Genomic DNA, 19424 nt, shown 5'->3' with positions numbered 1-19424 from the left:
CCTGCGGTTTGCGGCACAGTTGCCGTTTTGCCCAAGAGACGCCCCATGCCCAGCGCCACCCTGCGTGCCGATCTGCTCATGCTGCTCACCGCCCTCATCTGGGGCAGCGCCTTCATCGCCCAGACCGGCGGCATGGAGCACATCGGCCCCTTTCTCTACACCGGCCTGAGATTCGCCCTGGGCGCCCTCACCCTGGTCCCGCTGCTGCTGTTCCTGCGCCGCCGTGGCCGCCAGCAGCGCCTGACCCGCGACACCTTAAAGGGCGGCCTGCTGATGGGCCTGGTGCTGACCCTGGGCATCAACCTGCAGCAAGTCGGCCTGCTGTTCACCAGCGTGACCAATTCCGGCTTCATCACCGGCCTCTATGTCATCGTGGTGCCGCTGCTGGGGCTGCTGCTCGGCCAGCGCAGCCATCTGGGCACCTGGATCGGCGCCAGCCTGGCGGTGGTCGGCATGGGGCTGCTGAGCATCGGCGACAACTTCCAGGTCGCCTCGGGCGATCTGCTGCAGCTGGCCGGTGCCCTGGCCTGGGGTGTCCATGTCCTGCTGGTGGGGCACTATTCCAGTCGCCACGACGCCACGGTGCTGTCGATCCTGCAATTCGGGGTTTGCGCCGTGCTCAGCCTGGCGCTGGCACTGGCCTTCGAGCCCATCCACTCGGCCCGAATCGTCCTGGCCCTGCCCGAGTTGCTCTATGGCGGGGTGATCGCCGCCGGCATCGGCTATACCCTGCAGGTGTTCGCCCAGCGCGGCGCCATCGCCTCCCATGCGGCGGTGATCTTTTCCCTGGAGGCGGTGTTCGCCGCCTTCTTCGGTGCCTGGCTGCTGGGCGAGGCCCTCAGCGGGCGTGGCTACCTGGGCTGCATCCTGATGTTCGCCGGCATGCTCGCTGCCCAGCTCTGGCCGCGCCAGGCACCGGTGGAGATCAAGCCGGTCAACTAACCCCGCAGGGCCTTCAATTGCCGGCTGGCCGGGCTGTCCGCCGCCAGCGGCAGGTGATGCTTGGCATCCAGGTAGCGCTCACTGAAGACATCCAGATAGGCCTCCAGCAGCCGACCGGCCGGTGCCTCGCCGCCCAGTTCCAGGCACAGGGCGGCGACCTCGGCGGTGCACAGGTGCTCGCCCCGGGTCGAGCGCCGCAGACGATAACGCGACAGGGCATTGGGCTGGAAACTCAACACCGGCAGGCGGTCCAGATAGGGACTCTTGCGAAACATCTTGCGTGCCTCGGTCCAGGTGGCATCCAGCAGCACGAACAGCGGTCGCCGCCCGGGTGCCAGCGGCAAGCTCTCGACCACCCGCTCGGGCGCGGCGTACTCGCCGGGAAACACCAGCAGCGGCTGCCACTCGGGCTGCGCGAGCAATTCCGGCAGCGCCGGATCCACCGCTGTGCGACTCCAGCCGAAGGCATGGGTATCGGCCACCACATCGGCGATCAGCCAACCGGTGTTGCTCGGCTTGAGTGGCTCGACGTCGTGCATCAGCAGGCACATGCCGGCGTGGGTCTGGCGCAGGGGACGCAGGTCGCAGAGACAATGGCTGGGTGCCAGGCGGCAATTCGGGCAGCGCGCCATGCGCGAGCCACGGGCGATGAAGGGCTTGATGCTGCGCGCCAGGCGTTCCTGGCGCAGACAGGCCACGGCATGCAGAGGAGTGTCGCTGATCGGGGTCATGCCGGGCTCGCGGGCAAAAGCGCAGTTTACCAGAGCGATCGGGATGCCCGCGGCGGCCAGGCAGGTTACCCTGCGCAGACGCCTTGCGAACCCCCGCCCACGACCACGGTCGAAACGGGCTCCTCTACGCTGGAGAACACGATGCCTCGTTTTGCTTTGCTCGCCCTGACCCTCGCCCTGCCCCTCACCGTCCAGGCGGCCGAGTCGCTCAAGGACCACGAGCTCAACCAGATGCTGCGCAAGGTGGCTACCGAAAGCAGCCAGGGCACGCCCCGCGCCATCAACGAGGACATCCTCGACCGCGGCTACACCGTGCAGGGCAAGCAGCTGATCAACAACCTCAGCGTCCGCCCGGCCCATGCCGCCCGCATGCGCGAGAATCCGGCCACGGTGCGGGTGCAGCTCGCCGAGAGCGTCTGCCAGAACAACGGCTATCGCCAGTTGCTGGCTCGCGGCGCCACCCTGGTCTATGACTTCACCGAATACCAGACCAACAAGCCGGTCATGGTCGAGCGCTTCCAGGCGGCCGACTGCGGCCTGGGCAAGTAAGCGGAGACCGCGGCCATGACCGAGGACAGCGACGACAGCTACCTGGCCCGTCACGTGGAGCCCAGCGCCGCCGACCTCGGTCAGCGCATCGACGAATTGCTGGAGCACGCCCTGCCGGGCGGCAGCCCCAACCTGGGCCTCTACCGCGAGATGCTGGTGACGGTGGTGCGCATGGCGCAGACCAATCCGGCGCGCTGGGACGCCAAGATCATGCTGCAGACCCTCAAGGAGCTGGAGCAGGCCTTTCGCACCCTGGAGCGCTTCCGTCGGCGGCGCAAGGTCACGGTGTTCGGGTCGGCGCGGACCCGCATCGATCATGGCCTCTATACCCTGGCCCGCGAGCTGGGCAGCGCCCTGGCCCGCCGCGACATGATGGTCATCACCGGCGGGGGTGCCGGCATCATGGGCGCCGCCCACGAGGGCGCCGGGCCCGAAGCCAGCCTAGGCTTCAACATCACCCTCCCCTTCGAGCAGCGGGCCAATCCAACCATCGAGGGCACGGATCACCTGCTGTCCTTCCACTTCTTCTACGTACGCAAGCTGTTCTTTCTCAAGGAGGCGGATGCCCTGGTGCTCTGCCCCGGCGGCTTCGGCACCCTGGACGAGACCTTCGAGGTGCTCACGCTGATCCAGACCGGCAAGAGCCCACTGGTGCCGCTGGTATTGTTGGATATGCCCGACGGCCACTTCTGGGACGACGCCCTGGCCTACCTTGAGCGCAATCTGCTGGCGGAAGGCTACATCCTCCCCGCCGACCTCAAGCTGGTCCGTCTGGTACGCTCACCGGAAGCCGCCGCCGCCGAGATCGAGCACTTCTACAGCAACTACCACTCCACTCGCCGGCGTGACGGCCTGTTGCATATCCGCCTCAAGCACGCCCTGACACCGGCCTGTCTTGAACGCCTGGCAACGGATTTCGACGACCTCTGCCGGATCCCGGGCTTCACCCAGCTGGCCCCGGGCGAAGGCCAACCCGACGAAGCGGAATTCGCCCACCTGACACGTCTCGCCTTCGACTTCCACGGCCGTCACTACGGTCGTCTGCGCGAACTGGTGGACGAACTCAATCGACCGGAGCACTGGGCATCCACGTAGTTCGCCGCTGAGCACCGCGAAACCCGACGCTCCTCAACACTGGCCCCCCTGTTGGGCTTCGACGCTGGAGACGTCTCGACCCAACCTACCCCAGTTGCCCTCGTAGGTTGGCGCCGAGCACAGCAAAGCCCAACGCCGCAAGCCACAACCCACTACCGCCGGCTCAGCACCCGGTTGATCCCGTCCATGGCATAGCCCCGGTAGGCCAGGAAACGCCCTTGCTTGGCGCGCTCCTTGGCGTCGGCCGGCGGCGTGCCGAACTTTCTGCGCCATACCTCTTCCAGCTGCGCCTGCCAGTCCACATCCGCTTCGCGCAGGGCCATCTCCACCTGCTCCCGTTTCAGGCCACGCTGGCCTAGTTCCTCGCGGATGCGCATGGGCCCGTAACCGGAGCGGGCACGGCTGGTGATGTAGCTCTCCAGATAACGGCTTTCATCGAGCAGGCCATCCTCGGCCAGGCGATCCAGCACCGGACCGAGCAGGCTTTCCTCGGCCCCGCGCCGGCGCAGCTTGCGCGACAGCTCCTCACGGCCATGTTCGCGACGCGCCAGCAGATCCATGGCGGCGAAACGGATGGCGGCGGTGGTATCCAACGGATTGCCCAAGGGTGATCCTCCTCATACGAAAACCCCCGCACGGGGCGGGGGTCGTCTGGAGCACTGGCAGGCGATCAGAGATCGACGTCAGCGCCTTCTTCAGCAGCCACTTCGGCTTTCTGATTGGTCGGCTGGCTCAGCAGCTTCTCGCGGATCGCCTTGTCCACGGCGCCCTTGATCTCGGGATTGTCTTCCAGGAACTTGGCAGCGTTGCCCTTGCCCTGCCCGATCTTGCTGCCCTGGTAGCTGTACCAGGCACCCGACTTCTCGATCAGACCCAGCTGCACGCCCAGATCGATGATCTCGCCGTTCAGGTAGATACCCTTGCCATAGAGGATCTGGAACTCGGCCTGGCGGAACGGCGGCGCCACCTTGTTCTTGACCACCTTGACGCGGGTCTCGCTACCGATCACCTCGTCGCCTTCCTTCACCGCGCCGATGCGACGGATATCCAGACGGACCGAAGAGTAGAACTTCAGGGCGTTACCGCCGGTGGTGGTCTCGGGGTTGCCGAACATCACCCCGATCTTCATGCGGATCTGGTTGATGAAGATGACCAGGCAGTTGGCATTCTTGATGTTGCCGGTGATCTTGCGCAGCGCCTGGGACATCAGGCGCGCCTGCAGGCCCACGTGCATGTCACCCATCTCGCCTTCGATCTCGGCCTTGGGCACCAGGGCGGCCACGGAGTCGACGATGATGACGTCGACCGCGTTGGAGCGCACCAGCATGTCGGTGATTTCCAGGGCCTGTTCACCGGTATCCGGCTGGGACACCAGCAGGTCGTCGACATTGACGCCCAGCTTGCCGGCGTAGTCCGGATCCAGGGCATGTTCGGCGTCGACGAAGGCGCAGGTGGCGCCCTGCTTCTGAGCCTGGGCGATGACCGACAGGGTCAGGGTGGTCTTGCCCGAAGACTCGGGACCGTAGATTTCGACGATCCGGCCCTTGGGCAGACCACCGATGCCGAGGGCGATGTCCAGGCCCAGGGAACCGGTGGAAATCGCCGGAATGGCCTGGCGCTCGTGATCGCCCATGCGCATCACGGTGCCCTTGCCGAATTGCTTTTCGATCTGTCCCAAGGCCGCGGCCAGGGCACGCTTTTTGTTGTCGTCCATTAGATTCCTCTCGGAGAAAGAAGGGCCAGACGGCCGTGGATACCTGTATAAGTGAACAGTATTAAACCATAGTCGCCCTCCGGTTGCTACACCCGAGGGCCTTTTTCCTCGGCCAGAAACGTCAATAAAACCTGTAGCGCGCGGACCTGGGTCTGCTTGCGAACGGCGGCGCGATCGCCGGCAAAGACCTGCCGTTCGGTGTACAACGTTTCGCCGTCGCGCCAGGCCAGCCAGACGGTGCCGACCGGCTTGCCCGGCACTGCGCCACCCGGCCCGGCGATACCGCTCACCGCGACCGCGAAGCGGGCACCGGCGCGCTGTTGCGCACCCAGCGCCATGGCCATCACCACCTCCTCGCTGACCGCCCCGACCTGTTCGAACAGGGCCGCGGGTACGTCCAACTGAAGCGTCTTCTGGCGGTTGGAATAGGTGACGAAGCCGGCCTCGAACCAGGCCGAACTGCCGGCAACGCGGGTGATCGCCTCGGCGATGCCGCCACCGGTGCAGGATTCGGCAGTGGTGACCTGGGCGCCGGCCGCCTGCAGGGCTTCACCCAGTTGCCGGGCGAGACTGTCGAGGGAGTCCATCGAGACCTTCCTTTGCAAAGGAGAACATAAAAGGTGACCGCGGCACGCGACCGCCTGCGGCGACCACTGGTCGGCCTGCACCTTAGACCGGCTTGCCGGGCCGCGTGAGAAAAGATTTACTGAAACCGGTTTCAGGCACCTACAAAATCCTAACAACGGTACGCCATGAACGATGTCTTTTTCCCCGGTCCGCGCGCCACCCGTGCGACCATCGCCGAGGTGGCCGCCACCGCCGGCGTGTCCAAGGCCAGCGTGTCTCGCTACATCAGCGGCGATCGCCGCCTGCTGTCCGATTCCCTCGCCGCGCGCATCGAGCAGGCCGTGGTCGCCCTCGATTTCCAGCCCAACCAGATGGCCCGTGGCCTCAAGCGCGGTCGCAGCCGCCTGATCGGCATGCTGGTGGCCGATCTGCTCAATCCCTATTCCACCGCGGTGATGCATGGCGTGGAAACCGCCTGCCGCCAGCAGGGCTATTCGCTGCTGATCTGCAACACCGACCAGGACGCCCGCCAGGAGCGCCAGCAACTGACCGCGCTGCAGTCCTACAGCATCGAAGGCCTGATCGTGAACACCTTCGGCCAGCACGCCGCCGACCTGCGACACCTGGGCAGCCGCCTGCCGCTGGTGCTGCTGGATCGCGAACTGCCGGGCGTCGAGGCCGATCTGGTCGGACTCGACAACCACCAGGCCATCGCCGACGGCGTGGCCCACCTGCAGCGCCAGGGGTATCACGACCTGCTGCTGGTCAGCGAACCCCTGGACGGCACCAGCTCCCGCCGCCAGCGGCTGACGGCCTTCGACGCGGCCCTGGCCGAACACCCCGGTTGTCGTGGCGGGCATTGCGTCCAGGCCGACGATGCCCTGGCACTGCAGACGGCGCTGGCCGCCTTCCTCGCCAGCCCCGGTCCCGGTCCCAAGGCGCTGCTCACCGCCAACGGCGTGGCGACCCTGGCGACGACCCTGGCGCTGCAGGCCCTGGGCGAGCCCCTGTTCGAGCGCCTCGGCCTGCTGGCCCTCGACGACCTCGACTGGTTTCCCCTGGTGGGTGGCGGCATCAGCGCCCTCGCCCAGCCGACCCATGCCCTGGGCATAGCCGCCTTCGAGCGGTTGCAGCGCCGTATCGACGGGGATCGCAGCGCACCGGTGCAGCGGACCTTCGGCGCGGAACTGCGCGTCCGTCAGTCGACTCGCGCCCGAACCTAGAGGCACCTTTCGCCCTTTTGCCCGTCTTTTGTTGAAACCGGTTTCAGGAGAACAACAATGCCACCGGAGATCGCCATCACCACCTCGGCCTTTGGCGCCGACGGGGTCCGTGCCCAGGGTCAGGCCGCCTGGCTCGACCTGATCGCCGCCGCGGGCGCCACCCATGTGGAAATCCGCGCCGAACTCTTCACCGATGCGCCCGATTTCGCCGCCCTGGGCGCCGCCATCCAGGCGGCTGGTCTGGGCTGTGTCTATTCGGTCCCCCTCGAACTCTGGCCCGAAGCCGGCGCGGCCCTCTCGCCGCGCCTGCCCTCGGCCCTCGCCGAGGCCCGCCTGCTGGGCGCCGATACGCTCAAGGTGTCGCTCGGGCACTACCGCGCGGCGACCGATCTGGTGCCGCTCGCCAACCTGCTGACCGGCGACGGCCCGCAGCTGCTGGTGGAAAACGACCAGACCGCCCAGGGTGGCCGGGTCGAGCCACTGCGCGCCTTCATCCAGGCGGTCCGGGCAATCCAGCTGCCGGTAGGTCTGACCTTCGACATCGGCAACTGGCGCTGGCAGGACGAAGATCCCTTGCAGGCCGCCCGCCTGCTCGGCCCCGACGTCAGCTACCTGCATTGCAAGGCCGTACGCCGACGGGCCGGTGGCCTGCACGCCGTGCCGCCGGAAGCCGCCGACCTGCTGGCCTGGCAGGGCCTGCTGGCGCACTTCCCCAGCGGCCTGCGGCGCGCCATCGAATTTCCGCTGATCGGGGCGGATCTGCTGGCCGAGACCCGTCGCCAGGTGGCAGCCCTGCGCACCCTGGATGACCAGGCCCAGGAGGAACGCCGGCATGGCTGACATCGATATCCTCGCCTTTGGCGAAACCATGACCATGTTCGTCGCCGAGACGCCGGGCGAGCTGGCCACGGTCGGCCAGTTCGGCAAGCGCATCGCCGGCGCCGACAACAACGTCGCCATCGGCCTGAGTCGCCTGGGTTTCAAGGTCGCCTGGCTGTCGCGCGTCGGTGATGACTCCTTCGGCCGCTTCGTGCGCGCCAGTCTCGAAGCCGAGGGGCTGGACTGCAGTCGCCTCAAGGTCGATCCCCGGCACCCCACCGGCTTCCAGCTCAAGTCCCGCGCCGCCGACGGCAGCGATCCGGTGGTCGAGTACTTCCGCCGTGGCTCGGCGGCCAGCCACCTCACCATCGAGGAAGACTTCGACCCCCGCCTGCTGCAGGCGCGTCACCTGCATGCCACCGGTATTCCGCCCGCGCTGTCGCCCAGTGCCCGCGCCTTCAGCCGCCACCTGCTGCAAGCCATGCGCGACGCCGGCCGCAGCATCTCCTTCGACCCCAACCTGCGGCCCTCCCTCTGGGACAGCGAAGAGCAGATGCGCCGCGAGCTCAATGACTTCGCTGCCCTGGCCGACTGGGTGCTGCCTGGCCTGGCCGAGGGCCGGCTGCTGACCGGCTACGACACCCCGGCGGACATCGCCGCCTTCTACCTCGACCGCGGCGCCAAGGCCGTGGCCATCAAGCTCGGCCCTGAAGGCGGCTACTGGCGCACGCCCGAGGCCGAGGGCGAGGTCCCCGGCGTACCGGTGGCCGAGGTGGTCGACACCGTCGGCGCCGGCGATGGCTTCGCCACCGGCTTCGTCAGCGCCCTGCTCGACGGCCTCGACGTCGCCGCCGCCGTCGCCCGCGGCAACTGGATCGGCGCCCGCGCCGTGCAGGTGGTCGGCGACATGGAAGGACTGCCCTACCGCCACGAACTCCCCTGATCGACTCCAACCACCCTGACAAGAACAATCAAGCAGGTGACCCCATGAACGCTTCCCCTCTCGCTCCACGCCGCTGGTGGTATCTGATGCCGGTGGTCTTCATCACCTACAGCCTGGCCTATCTCGATCGGGCCAACTACGGCTTCGCCGCCGCCTCGGGCATGGCCGACGACCTGGGCATCACCCCGGCGATGTCCTCGCTGCTCGGCGCGCTGTTCTTTCTCGGCTACTTCTTCTTCCAGGTGCCGGGCGCCATCTATGCCGAGAAGCGCAGCGTCAAGCGGCTGATCTTCTGGAGCCTGATCGCCTGGGGCGGCCTGGCTACCCTGACCGGCATGGTGCCCAACGTCACCCTGCTGATCGCCATCCGCTTCCTGCTCGGGGTGGTCGAGGCGGCGGTGATGCCGGCGATGCTGGTCTATCTCTGCCACTGGTTCACCAAGCGCGAGCGTTCCCGGGCCAACACCTTTCTGATCCTCGGCAATCCGGTGACCATCCTCTGGATGTCGGTGGTCTCGGGTTATCTGATCCACGCCCTGGACTGGCGCTGGATGTTCATCATCGAAGGCCTGCCGGCGGTGATCTGGGCCTTCATCTGGTGGCGCCTGGCCGCCGAGCGGCCCCAGGATGCCAAGTGGCTCGCCGCTGACGAAAAAGCCCGCCTGGAAGAGGCCCTGAAGGCCGAGCAGCAGGGCTTGAAGCCGGTCAAGAACTACGCCGAGGCCTTCCGCTCGCCCAAGGTCATCCTGCTATCGCTGCAGTATTTCTGCTGGAGCATCGGCGTCTATGGCTTCGTCATCTGGCTGCCATCGATCCTGCGCCAGGGTGCCCAACTGGACATCGTCCAGGCCGGCTGGCTGTCTTCGCTGCCCTACCTGGCTGCCGTACTGGCCATGCTCGGCGTATCCTGGGCCTCGGACCGCATGCAGAATCGCAAGCTGTTCGTCTGGCCGCCATTGCTGATCGCCGCCCTGGCCTTCCTCGGCTCCTTCGCCCTCGGCACCCAGCACTTCTGGTGGTCCTATGCCCTGCTGGTGGTCGCCGGTGCCTGCATGTACGCCCCCTACGGTCCCTTCTTCGCCATCGTTCCGGAGATCCTGCCCGGCAACGTCGCCGGCGGCGCCATGGCACTGATCAACAGCATGGGCGCCCTGGGTTCCTTCGCCGGTTCCTACCTGGTGGGTTATCTCAATGGCGTGACCGGCGGTCCCGGGGCGTCCTTCGGCTTCATGGGCGGCGCCCTGCTGGTGGCCGTGGTCCTGACCCTGCTGCTGCGCCAGGAACCGGTCACCCGCGCCGCGGCGCTCAAGCCCGCCACCAGTCACTAGAGGAAGCGCTGTCCATGAAAAAGAAGGTGATCCACTACAAGGCCCTGTCGCCGGCGCTGACCGCGCGACTGAACGAGGCCTTCGACTTGGAATACGTCGACGTCAAGGCACCGGACGGTGAGGCCCGCCTGCGCGAACGCCTGCCCAAGGCCCAGGGTCTGCTCGGCTCCAGTTTCAAGCTGACGCCCGAGTTGCTGGACCTGGCCCCCCGGCTGGAGGCCATCGCCAGTGTCTCGGTCGGCTTCGACAGCTATGACCTGCCCTATCTGCAGCAACGCGGCATCCTGCTCTGCAACACCCCGGATGTCCTCACCGAAAGCGTCGCCGATGCTGCCTTCGCCCTGCTGCTCGCCACCGCGCGACGCATCGTCGAACTGGCGGACTGGGTGCGCGCCGGCCGGTGGCAGTCCAGTCTGGGCGAAGCGCATTTCGGTTGCGACGTCCATGGCAAGACCCTGGGCCTGGTGGGCATGGGCCGCATCGGCCAGGCCATCGCCCGCCGCGCCCACCTGGGTTTCGGCATGCAGGTCAACTACACCGCCCACGCCGCCAAGCCCGAGGTGGACGAGCGCTTCGGCGCGCGCTTCCTGCCGCTGCCCGAGCTGCTGCCGGAGTGCGACTTCCTCTGCGTCACCGTGCCCCTGAGCGACGAGACCCATCACCTGCTGGGTGCCGCCGAACTGGCCCTGTTGCCGGCACAGGCCATCCTGATCAATGTCTCGCGCGGCCCGGTCATCGACGAAGCCGCCTTGATCACCGCCCTGCAGGAAGGCCGACTGCGTGGCGCCGGGCTGGACGTCTTCGATCGGGAACCCGTGGCGCCGGACTCGCCCCTGCTGCAGATGCCCAACGTGGTGCCTACGCCGCACCTGGGCTCGGCGACCCGGGAGACGCGCGAGGCCATGGCCCGCTGCGCGGTGGACAACCTGCTGGCCGCCCTGGACGGTCGGCGTCCGTCGCATCTCGTCAATCCGGAGGTCTGGCAGCACCGCGAGTGAGTCTTGGCCGTCATTTGTGGTCAGACAAGTATCATCCCCACGGAGAACGCCCCATGACCGCCTTCGACGATCCCCAAGCCTTCGTCAACCGCGTGCGCGAGCAGGCCGCCGATGCCGAGCGCAGCGGCGACATCCCGCGCCTGCTGCAACTGGTCAATGAGCTGGCCACCGCCTTCGAGCGCCAGGCCCGCAGCACGGCGGCGGACAACGCCGGCGTGGTACGCGCCGTCGAGGAATTCGCGCGGCACGAGGGCACCTGATCCGGCCTGCCGGTCGTGCCCCCTTTCGGTACCGTGAAGGACCAGCGTCCCGAGGTCTAGCGTCAGTGCCCATTGCCACCCACACCCTGCTCGGCCGGCTGCTCAAGCTGGCCCCTCGGGACGCTCCCGCTCCCTTGCGCTATCTGGGCGCTACCCTGCTGATCGCCGTCGCGGCCGGGATCCGGCTGAGCCTCGGCATCGACAGCCTGCCCTATCTGCTGTTCATTCCCTTCATCATGGCCGGGGCCTTCTGGTTCGGCCCGGGCCCCGGCATCTTCGCCACCCTGTTGTCGGTGCTGCTGGCCGAGACCCTCTTCGTCAAGGCCCCGGCCTATTTCGCGCTGTTCTCCGAACGCTGGGTATCCCATGCGCTGTTCGTGCTGGTCAACGTGATCATGGCGGTGGTCTGCGCGGCCCAGCGCCGCAGCCTGGAGTCCCTCTATCGCTTCGCCGGCAATCTCGGCGAAGAGGTGACCCTGCGTACCCGTCAGCGCGACCTGATCTGGCAGGCCAGCCCCGATCTGCTCTGCACGGCAAGCCTGGACGGCCAGTTGCTGGACCTCAATCCGGCCTGGACCAGTACCCTGGGCTGGAGCGTCGAGCAGCTGCACCACGAGTCCTTCATGGCCTTCGTCCACGTCGAGGATCGTGCCCGCACCGAGGCGGCGCTGGAGCGGCTCAAGCTCGGTGAACCGGTGTTCGGCTTCGAGAATCGCTATCGGCATCGCACGGGCGGCTATCGCTGGCTGTCATGGAACGCGGTGCTGCAGGACGGCCTCATCTACGCCGCGGTGCGTGAAGTCACGGCCATCCGCGAGCAACAGGAAGCCCTGCGCCAGACCGAGGAACAGCTGCGCCAGAGCCAGAAGATGGAAGCCGTGGGGCAATTGACGGGGGGCATCGCCCATGACTTCAACAATCTGCTGACCGGCGTGATCGGCAGCCTCGACATGCTCAGTCTGAGACTCGAACAGGGCCGCTTCACCGATCTCGAACGCTATGCCACCGGCGCCAAGGGTGCCGCCGAGCGCGCCGCGGCCCTGACCCATCGCCTGCTCGCCTTTTCCCGCCGCCAGGCGCTGGACCCCTCGGCCACCCAGACCAACGCCCTGGTGCTGGGGATGGAAGAACTCATCCGCCACTCGGTCGGCCCCCAGGTCGAGATCCACATCGAACTGGCGGAGGCCTTGAATCTCACCCTGTGCGATCCCCACCAGCTGGAGAACGCCCTGCTCAACCTGTGCATCAACGCCCGGGATGCCATGCCCGAGGGCGGGATGCTGCGCATCGTCACCGCCAATCGCCGGCTCAACGAGGCCCAGGCTGCCGCCCTGGAATTGCCGCCTGGCGACTATGTGACCCTGGCGGTGCTCGATACCGGTTCCGGGATGCCGCCCGCGGTACTGGCACGGGCCTTCGACCCCTTCTTCACCACCAAGCCGGTGGGCATGGGCACCGGCCTTGGCCTATCGATGATCTATGGCTTCGCCAAGCAGTCCGGCGGTGTCGCCCATATCGCCTCGGCACCCGGCCGAGGCACCACCGTGACCCTCTACCTGCCACGCCTGGTGGAGTCCTCCGCGCCGTCGATGAAGACGCCGCAGGCTCCATCGTTGCGTTATCCCGATGGCATGACGGTCCTGGTGGTGGACGACGAACCCCTGGTGCGCATGCTGGTGGACGAAGCCCTGCGCGAGCACCGCATCCATACCCTGGAGGCGACCGATGCCACCGCTGCGCTGCAGGTGCTGGAATCGGATACGCCCCTGGACCTGCTGATCGCCGATGTCGGCCTGCCGGGCGGGCTGAGTGGCTGCCAGCTCGCCGCCCTGGCCCGGGAGCGCCGCCCGGGTCTGATGACCCTGCTGATCACCGGCTATGCCGAGGCAAACCTGCCTGGCGAATCCCTGCCCGTCCCGGATGTCGAGGTACTGGCCAAGCCCTTCACCCTGGAAAGGCTGATGGCCCGCATCGATCTGCTGCTGGCTACCCGCGAACAAGGGCCGCAGGCTTGATACCGCTGCCCTGAGCCGAGCGGGGCCGACAAACGCCGCCAGTTGGTGGACAATACGCGGCTATCCACAGGCAACCGGATCGAAACACCCGCATGAGCGATCTCTCCGCGCACACGCCCATGATGCAGCAGTACCTCAAGATCAAGCATCAGCACCCCGAACAGCTGCTGTTCTATCGCATGGGCGATTTCTACGAGCTGTTCTATGACGACGCCCGGCGTGCCGCCAAGTTGCTCGACATCACCCTGACCGCCCGCGGCGCCTCGGCCGGCAAGTCCATTCCCATGGCCGGCATCCCCTTCCACGCCGCCGAAGGCTACCTGGCCAAGCTGGTCAAGCTCGGCGAATCCGTGGTGATCTGCGAGCAGATCGGCGACCCCGCCACCAGCAAGGGCCCAGTGGAACGCCAGGTGGTGCGCATCATCACCCCCGGCACCGTCAGTGACGAGGCGCTGCTGGACGAGCGCCGCGACAACCTGCTGACCGCCGTGCTGGGCGACGAGCGCCTGTTCGGCCTGGCGGTGCTGGACATCGCCAGCGGCCGCTTCACCGTGCAGGAACTGGCCGGCTGGGAGACCCTGCTGGCCGAGCTGGATCGTCTCAATCCCGCCGAGCTGCTGATCCCCGACGACTGGCCCGCCGGCCTGCCCGCCGAGAAGCGCCGCGGCGTGCGTCGCCGCGCGCCCTGGGACTTCGACTGCGATTCGGCGCTCAAGAGTCTCTGCCAGCAATTCGGCACCGGTGACCTCAAGGGCTTCGGCTGCGACAAGCTAGGCCTGGCCCTCGGCGCCGCCGGGTGCCTGCTGGCCTATGCCAAGGAAACCCAGCGCACCGCCCTGCCGCACCTGCGCAGCCTCAGGCACGAGCGCCTGGACGACACCGTCATCCTCGACGGCGCCAGTCGCCGCAACCTGGAACTGGACGTCAACCTGGCCGGTGGTCGCGACAACACCCTCCAATCGGTAGTGGACCGCTGCCAGACCGCCATGGGCAGCCGCCTGCTGACCCGCTGGCTGAATCGCCCGCTACGCAATCGCGCCATCATCGAGGCCCGCCAGGACGCCATCACCTGCCTGCTGGAGGGCTATCGCTTCGAGACGCTGCAGCCGCAGCTCAAGGATATCGGCGACCTGGAGCGCATCCTCGCCCGTATCGGCCTGCGCAATGCCCGCCCGCGCGACCTCGCCCGCCTGCGCGACGCCCTGGCCGCACTGCCGGCGCTGCAGGAAGGGCTGACGCAGATGATCGCCCCGCACCTGCTCGAGCTGGCCCGGAGCATCCAGACCTATCCGGAGCTGGCCGCTACCCTGGCCCGCGCCATCATCGACAATCCCCCCGCGGTGATCCGCGACGGCGGCGTCATCAAGCGCGGCTACGACGCCGAGCTGGACGAGTTGCAGACCCTCAGCGAAAACGCCGGCCAGTTCCTCATGGACCTGGAGGCCCGGGAAAAGGCCCGCACCGGCCTGCAAGGGCTCAAGGTCGGCTACAACCGCGTGCACGGCTACTTCATCGAGATTCCCAGCCGGCAGGCCGAATCGGCGCCAGCCGACTACATCCGCCGCCAGACCCTCAAGGGCGCCGAGCGCTTCATCACCCCGGAACTCAAGGCCTTCGAAGACAAGGCGCTGTCGGCCCAGAGTCGCGCCCTGGCGCGGGAAAAGGCCCTTTACGAAGCGCTGCTGGAAGACTTGATCGCTCACCTGGCGCCGCTGCAGGACAGCGCCGCCGCCCTGGCCGAGCTGGACGTCCTGGCCAACTTCGCCGAGCGTGCCCTCAACCTGGATCTGAACAAGCCGCGCTTCGTCGCGGAGCCCTGCCTGAAGATCGGTCAGGGGCGCCACCCGGTGGTGGAGCAGGTGCTGGAAACGCCCTTCGTCGCCAACGACGTCACCCTCGACAACGACACCCGCATGCTGGTGATCACCGGTCCGAACATGGGCGGCAAGTCCACCTACATGCGCCAGACCGCGCTGATCGTGCTGCTGGCCCATGTCGGCAGCTTCGTCCCGGCGGCGAGTTGCGAACTGTCATTGGTGGATCGCATCTTCACCCGCATCGGCTCCAGCGACGACCTGGCCGGCGGCCGCTCCACCTTCATGGTGGAAATGAGCGAGACCGCCAACATCCTGCACAACGCCAGCGAACACAGCCTGGTGCTGATGGACGAGGTCGGTCGCGGCACCAGCACCTTCGACGGCCTGTCCCTGGCCTGGGCCGCCGCCGAGCAACTGGCACGCCTGCGCGCCTGGACGCTGTTCGCCACCCACTACTTCGAGCTGACCGTGCTGCCGGAAGGCCAGCCGAGCGTGGCCAACGTCCACCTCAACGCCACCGAGCACAACGACCGCATCGTCTTCCTGCACCATGTGCTGCCCGGCCCGGCCAGCCAGAGCTACGGCCTGGCCGTGGCCCAACTGGCCGGGGTACCGGAGGACGTCATCCGGCGCGCGCGCGAACACCTCGCCCGCCTGGAAGCGGCCAGTTTCAACGGGGAGGTGGGTGCACCACTGCCAGTGAGCGCGCCGGCCAAGGGCCGTCCGTTGCAGGCCGATCTGTTCGCCAGCGCCGCCCATCCTCTCATCGAGGAACTGGAACGCCTGCAGCCTGACGACATCACACCCAGACGGGCCCTGGAGCTTATCTACGAATGGAAAAAGCGTATCTGAGTTAACGGATACGAGGGTTCCGGCAATGCTGCTAGAATCCGCCGCCTTAGCCTGAGGAGAACGAGCAGATGACCTTCGTCGTCACTGACAACTGCATCAAATGCAAATATACCGACTGCGTGGAAGTCTGCCCGGTGGACTGCTTCTACGAAGGCCCCAACTTCCTGGTGATTCACCCGGACGAGTGCATCGACTGCGCCCTGTGCGAACCCGAATGCCCGGCCCAGGCGATCTTCTCGGAAGACGAGGTACCGGCCGGCCAGGAAGCCTTCATCGAACTCAATAGTGAGCTGGCCAACATCTGGCCGAACATCACCGAGAAGAAGGACGCCCTGCCCGACGCGGCTGAATGGGATGGCAAGACCGGCAAGCTCGCCCAGCTCGAACGCTAGGCCTTGCCTGGAAAATCCAGGCCATAAAAAAAGGGGGCGGATCGCTCCGCCCCTTCGTCCCTGTCCCTGTAATCCTGTCACCTTCCTGGTGAACCTCGTCCTGAGGTGATCCCGATCCGCATCCTGCCGATCCGTGTCGTCCCAGACACAACGCCGATAGTACGCTTCTCCCGGAGGCTGGCAATCTGCCACAGCCCATCACGGCGAGCGCACTCGGCAGCCCCTTCGAAACAAAAAACCTTTACGCAGCAAGCACTTGGCTATTGCTCGTGCTATTCAAGCGGTGCATTCCGGTAGCCTCAAGCGATACAGGCTTACGCTGACTGTAAGCCCTGGCTTACAACAACACGCAGAAAAAAGCCCGGATAAATCCGGGCTCCGTTTGGCTGACATTCAGCTAGGCACGTTCAGAACAGCGAGTCACTGGACAGGCCATTGCGCTCGAAGATCTCGCGCAACCGCTTGAGCGCCTCGACCTGGATCTGCCGGACCCGCTCGCGGGTGAGCCCTATCTCCTGGCCGACCTCTTCCAGGGTGCAGGCTTCATGGCCACGCAGGCCGAAGCGACGCACCACCACCTCGCGCTGCTTTTCCGGCAGCTCCAGCAGCCACTGGTCGATGCTCTGGTTGAGATCCGAATCCTGCAGCAGTTCGCAGGGATCGGTCGGTCTGTCGTCGGTCAGGGTGTCGAGCAGGGTCTTGTCGGAATCGGGGCCGAGGACCATGTCCACCGAGCTGATCCGCTCGTTGAGGCCCATCACCCGCTTGACGTCCGCCACCGGCTTTTCCAGCAGGGCCGCGATTTCCTCGGGTGAAGGCTCGTGATCGAGCTTCTGGGTGAGTTCGCGTGCGGCGCGCAGGTGCAGGTTGAGTTCCTTGACCACATGGATCGGCAGGCGAATGGTGCGGGTCTGATTCATGATCGCCCGTTCGATGGTCTGCCGGATCCACCAGGTGGCATAGGTGGAGAATCTGAAACCTCGCTCGGGATCGAATTTTTCCACGGCGCGGATCAAGCCGAGATTGCCCTCCTCGATCAGATCGAGCAGCGACAGCCCGCGGTTGATGTAGCGACGGGCGATCTTCACCACCAGGCGCAGGTTGCTTTCGATCATGCGCTTGCGACCGGCGGGATCGCCGCGCTGGGCGAGACGGGCGAAATGCACTTCCTCCGCCGGTGACAGCAACGGCGAGAAGCCGATTTCGTTGAGATAGAGCTGAGTGGCGTCGAGCGCTCGGCCGTAATCGGCCAGTTTCGCCCCCGGCAAGACCTGGTTACCGCGCCCGGAGAGCGCCTTGGTCATGGCTGAATCGGCGGATTCCTCACCGAAGGGATTGGAATCTAGAAGCAGGACATCATCGCCGAGGTCGTACTCGGTTTCTTGTTTGTTCTGGATCATCTTGAGTAACCCTTGCTCGTCTGCGCTTCGAGCCAGGGCGTATCGATACGTTGCCGATGCGCCATGACTCGCCCCCAAAAAGCTGCGGGATCGAGTCGGCGCCTAGCGAATCAGCGATTGGGCAGAAACTGCAAGGGATCCACCGGCTTGCCCTGACGGCGAATCTCGAAATGGAGCTTGACCCGATCAGTCCCGGTCGAACCCATCTCGGCAATCGTCTGCCCTATCTTGACACGCTCACCTTCCCGAACCAGCAACCTACGATTGTGACCGTAGGCACTGACGTAGGTTTCGCTGTGTTTGACGATAACCAGTTCACCATAACCGCGTAGACCGTTTCCCGCATAGACCACGGTGCCGTCGGCGGCCGCCATCACGGGCTGGCCTTCCTGGCCGGCGATGTCTATTCCCTTGTTTAGGCTGCTGCTGGCCGAGAAACGGCTGATCAACGTACCTTTCGTCGGCCAGGCCCAACCGGACGCGGATTGGGGGACATCACGGGTCGGCGTCTGAGCGGGCGTAACCGGCGTCGGCGGGGGCGCGGCGGGCAGATTGGGGGTCATCACCGGGGTGGCGGCGGTGGAACCGGAGGTGACGGGCGGCGGGATGGGCACCGGCGTCGCCACCGGAGTACCGGGTGCCGGAGCGGAAGCCACCGTGGTGCTCGATCCCGCCGCCGGACGCCGGATGATCCGGCTGGACCCACTGGCACTGGCGCTGGAGCCGTTGCCGAAGCGGATCACCTGACCGACATGGATGACATAGGGCGCACCGAGGCCGTTCTGGGCCGCCAGGGCACGCCATTCCCAGCCGTTGCGGGACGCGATGGAGAACAGGGTGTCACCGCGCTTGACGCGATACTGCCCGGAAGTGACCTGGGGCACGCTGTTGCGGCCATCGCCGCGGTCGACCACCGGCGCTCGCGAACCGTTGCTCGAACAGCCCGCCAGCAGCAGGGCCACGAGCACCCCCGCCAGCCAGCCTGAACGCCCTCGTCCTGGAAATCCTTGCGCTCGGGCCTTCACCCGTTCCTCCCGCAGAGTCTGATCATCTACCGTCCGGCCATCCCGCCGGCCTCAAGCGGCCGCAGCCGCCAGGCAGCCTTGGAGCGCGGTACCGGGGTAACGTTCCCTGTCGCTCACTGGGCCAGGGGTCCATTGAGCAGGGGCACGAAACGGACGGCATTGAGTTCGTGGCGGACGAAGCCTTCGTCTTCGCGCACGATCAGCAGGAGCTTCTGCTCCTCGTCGACGCCTACCGGGATCACCAGACGACCGCCGGGTGCCAGCTGGTCGAGCAGCGCCTGGGGCACTTCCCGCGCCGCGGCGGTGACGATGATGCCGTTGTAGGGCGCCAGCGCCGGCCAGCCTTCCCAGCCATCGCCCCAGCGAAACACCACGTTGCGCAGATTGAGTTCGAGCAGGCGCTCCTTGGCCCGGTCCTGCAGCGACTGGATGCGCTCCACGGAAAACACCCGCTCCACGGTCTGCGCCAGGATGGCGGTCTGGTAGCCGGAGCCGGTACCGATTTCCATGACCTTGTCCAGGGGACCGCCGGCGAGCAGCAGCTCGGTCATCCGCGCCACCATGAACGGCTGGGAGATGGTCTGGTTGTGGCCGATGGGCAGCGCCGTGTCCTCGTAGGCCCGGTGGGCCAGGGCCTCGTCGACGAACAGGTGACGCGGCGTACGGCGGATCACCTCGAGCACCTGGGCGTTGGACAGCCCCTCTTCGTAGAGGCGCTGGATGAGGCGCTCCCGGGTGCGCTGGGAGGTCATGC

General features: G+C 66.6%; 19 protein-coding genes. 12 read left to right on the top strand and 7 right to left on the bottom strand.

Annotated elements, in window-relative coordinates:
- Positions 1–45: 45 nt before the first annotated feature.
- Positions 46–942, top strand: a complete 897-nt coding sequence (locus tag RCF34_RS08450) for a DMT family transporter (RefSeq protein WP_308707769.1) — start codon at positions 46–48, stop codon at positions 940–942.
- Here RCF34_RS08450 and RCF34_RS08445 read toward each other — a convergent pair.
- Positions 939–1673 (bottom strand): tRNA-uridine aminocarboxypropyltransferase, encoded by a 735-nt coding sequence (locus RCF34_RS08445; RefSeq protein WP_308707768.1) that lies wholly within the window; start codon positions 1671–1673, stop codon positions 939–941. The genes RCF34_RS08450 and RCF34_RS08445 overlap by 4 nt on opposite strands.
- Positions 1674–1814: 141 nt before the next feature.
- Here RCF34_RS08445 and RCF34_RS08440 point away from each other — a divergent pair, with 141 nt between their 5' ends.
- Both RCF34_RS08440 and RCF34_RS08435 read left to right on the top strand, forming a co-directional pair.
- On the top strand, positions 1815–2222 hold the full coding sequence (locus RCF34_RS08440) for a quorum-sensing-regulated virulence factor family protein (protein ID WP_288492998.1): 408 nt from the start codon (positions 1815–1817) through the stop codon (positions 2220–2222).
- A 15-nt stretch (positions 2223–2237) separates the two neighbouring features.
- Entirely contained in the window at positions 2238–3317 is a 1080-nt protein-coding gene (locus tag RCF34_RS08435; protein WP_308707767.1) for a TIGR00730 family Rossman fold protein, read from the top strand.
- A gap of 152 nt (positions 3318–3469) precedes the next feature.
- On the opposite strand, the gene recX is transcribed toward RCF34_RS08435, so the two are convergent.
- The 3 genes from recX to RCF34_RS08420 form a co-directional block, all read right to left on the bottom strand.
- Positions 3470–3922, bottom strand: a complete 453-nt coding sequence (recX, locus tag RCF34_RS08430) for a recombination regulator RecX (protein ID WP_308707766.1) — start codon at positions 3920–3922, stop codon at positions 3470–3472.
- 65 nt (positions 3923–3987) lie between these two features.
- Positions 3988–5031 (bottom strand): recombinase RecA, encoded by a 1044-nt coding sequence (gene recA / locus RCF34_RS08425; protein WP_133859788.1) that lies wholly within the window; start codon positions 5029–5031, stop codon positions 3988–3990.
- Between the two features lie 86 nt (positions 5032–5117).
- Positions 5118–5618: a CinA family protein gene (locus RCF34_RS08420; protein ID WP_308707765.1), complete on the bottom strand. Its 501-nt coding sequence runs from the start codon at positions 5616–5618 to the stop codon at positions 5118–5120.
- Positions 5619–5783: 165 nt separating this feature from the next.
- On the opposite strand from RCF34_RS08420, the gene RCF34_RS08415 reads away from it, so the two are divergent.
- From RCF34_RS08415 to fdxA, 9 genes are all read left to right on the top strand, one after another.
- On the top strand, positions 5784–6821 hold the full coding sequence (locus RCF34_RS08415; protein ID WP_308707764.1) for a LacI family DNA-binding transcriptional regulator: 1038 nt from the start codon (positions 5784–5786) through the stop codon (positions 6819–6821).
- A gap of 57 nt (positions 6822–6878) precedes the next feature.
- On the top strand, positions 6879–7661 hold the full coding sequence (locus tag RCF34_RS08410; RefSeq protein WP_308707763.1) for a TIM barrel protein: 783 nt from the start codon (positions 6879–6881) through the stop codon (positions 7659–7661).
- Positions 7654–8583 carry a sugar kinase gene (locus tag RCF34_RS08405; RefSeq protein ID WP_308707762.1) on the top strand — a complete coding sequence of 310 codons (930 nt, stop codon included), beginning with the start codon at positions 7654–7656 and terminating at the stop codon, positions 8581–8583. Before RCF34_RS08410 ends, RCF34_RS08405 begins: the two co-directional genes overlap by 8 nt.
- A 44-nt stretch (positions 8584–8627) precedes the next feature.
- Positions 8628–9911, top strand: coding sequence for an MFS transporter (locus RCF34_RS08400; RefSeq protein ID WP_308707761.1), 1284 nt, complete (start codon positions 8628–8630; stop codon positions 9909–9911).
- A 14-nt stretch (positions 9912–9925) separates the two neighbouring features.
- Complete coding sequence (locus RCF34_RS08395; protein ID WP_308707760.1) at positions 9926–10909, top strand: NAD(P)-dependent oxidoreductase; 984 nt, start codon at positions 9926–9928, stop codon at positions 10907–10909.
- Positions 10910–10962: 53 nt separating this feature from the next.
- Complete coding sequence (locus RCF34_RS08390) at positions 10963–11169, top strand: hypothetical protein (protein ID WP_308707759.1); 207 nt, start codon at positions 10963–10965, stop codon at positions 11167–11169.
- A gap of 65 nt (positions 11170–11234) precedes the next feature.
- The gene (locus RCF34_RS08385; RefSeq protein ID WP_308707758.1) at positions 11235–13184 is read left to right on the top strand and encodes an ATP-binding protein; all 1950 of its coding nucleotides are present in this window, start codon (positions 11235–11237) and stop codon (positions 13182–13184) included.
- 92 nt (positions 13185–13276) lie between these two features.
- Positions 13277–15853 carry a DNA mismatch repair protein MutS gene (gene mutS / locus RCF34_RS08380; RefSeq protein WP_308707757.1) on the top strand — a complete coding sequence of 859 codons (2577 nt, stop codon included), beginning with the start codon at positions 13277–13279 and terminating at the stop codon, positions 15851–15853.
- A gap of 68 nt (positions 15854–15921) precedes the next feature.
- Complete coding sequence (fdxA, locus tag RCF34_RS08375) at positions 15922–16245, top strand: ferredoxin FdxA (RefSeq protein ID WP_058762009.1); 324 nt, start codon at positions 15922–15924, stop codon at positions 16243–16245.
- A 407-nt stretch (positions 16246–16652) separates the two neighbouring features.
- Here the strand turns inward: fdxA and rpoS are convergent, their stop codons facing one another.
- The 3 genes from rpoS to RCF34_RS08360 form a co-directional block, all read right to left on the bottom strand.
- Positions 16653–17645: an RNA polymerase sigma factor RpoS gene (gene rpoS, locus RCF34_RS08370; protein WP_308707756.1), complete on the bottom strand. Its 993-nt coding sequence runs from the start codon at positions 17643–17645 to the stop codon at positions 16653–16655.
- Positions 17646–17755: 110 nt separating this feature from the next.
- Positions 17756–18613 carry a peptidoglycan DD-metalloendopeptidase family protein gene (locus RCF34_RS08365; RefSeq protein ID WP_308707755.1) on the bottom strand — a complete coding sequence of 286 codons (858 nt, stop codon included), beginning with the start codon at positions 18611–18613 and terminating at the stop codon, positions 17756–17758.
- A gap of 170 nt (positions 18614–18783) precedes the next feature.
- Positions 18784–19422 (bottom strand): protein-L-isoaspartate(D-aspartate) O-methyltransferase, encoded by a 639-nt coding sequence (locus RCF34_RS08360; RefSeq protein ID WP_273808874.1) that lies wholly within the window; start codon positions 19420–19422, stop codon positions 18784–18786.
- Positions 19423–19424 lie beyond the last annotated feature (2 nt).

Source organism: Pseudomonas sp. 102515, assembly GCF_031085165.1.
Taxonomy (GTDB): Bacteria; Pseudomonadota; Gammaproteobacteria; order Pseudomonadales; family Pseudomonadaceae; genus Chryseomonas.
This window is presented reverse-complemented; position numbering and strand designations above follow the sequence as displayed.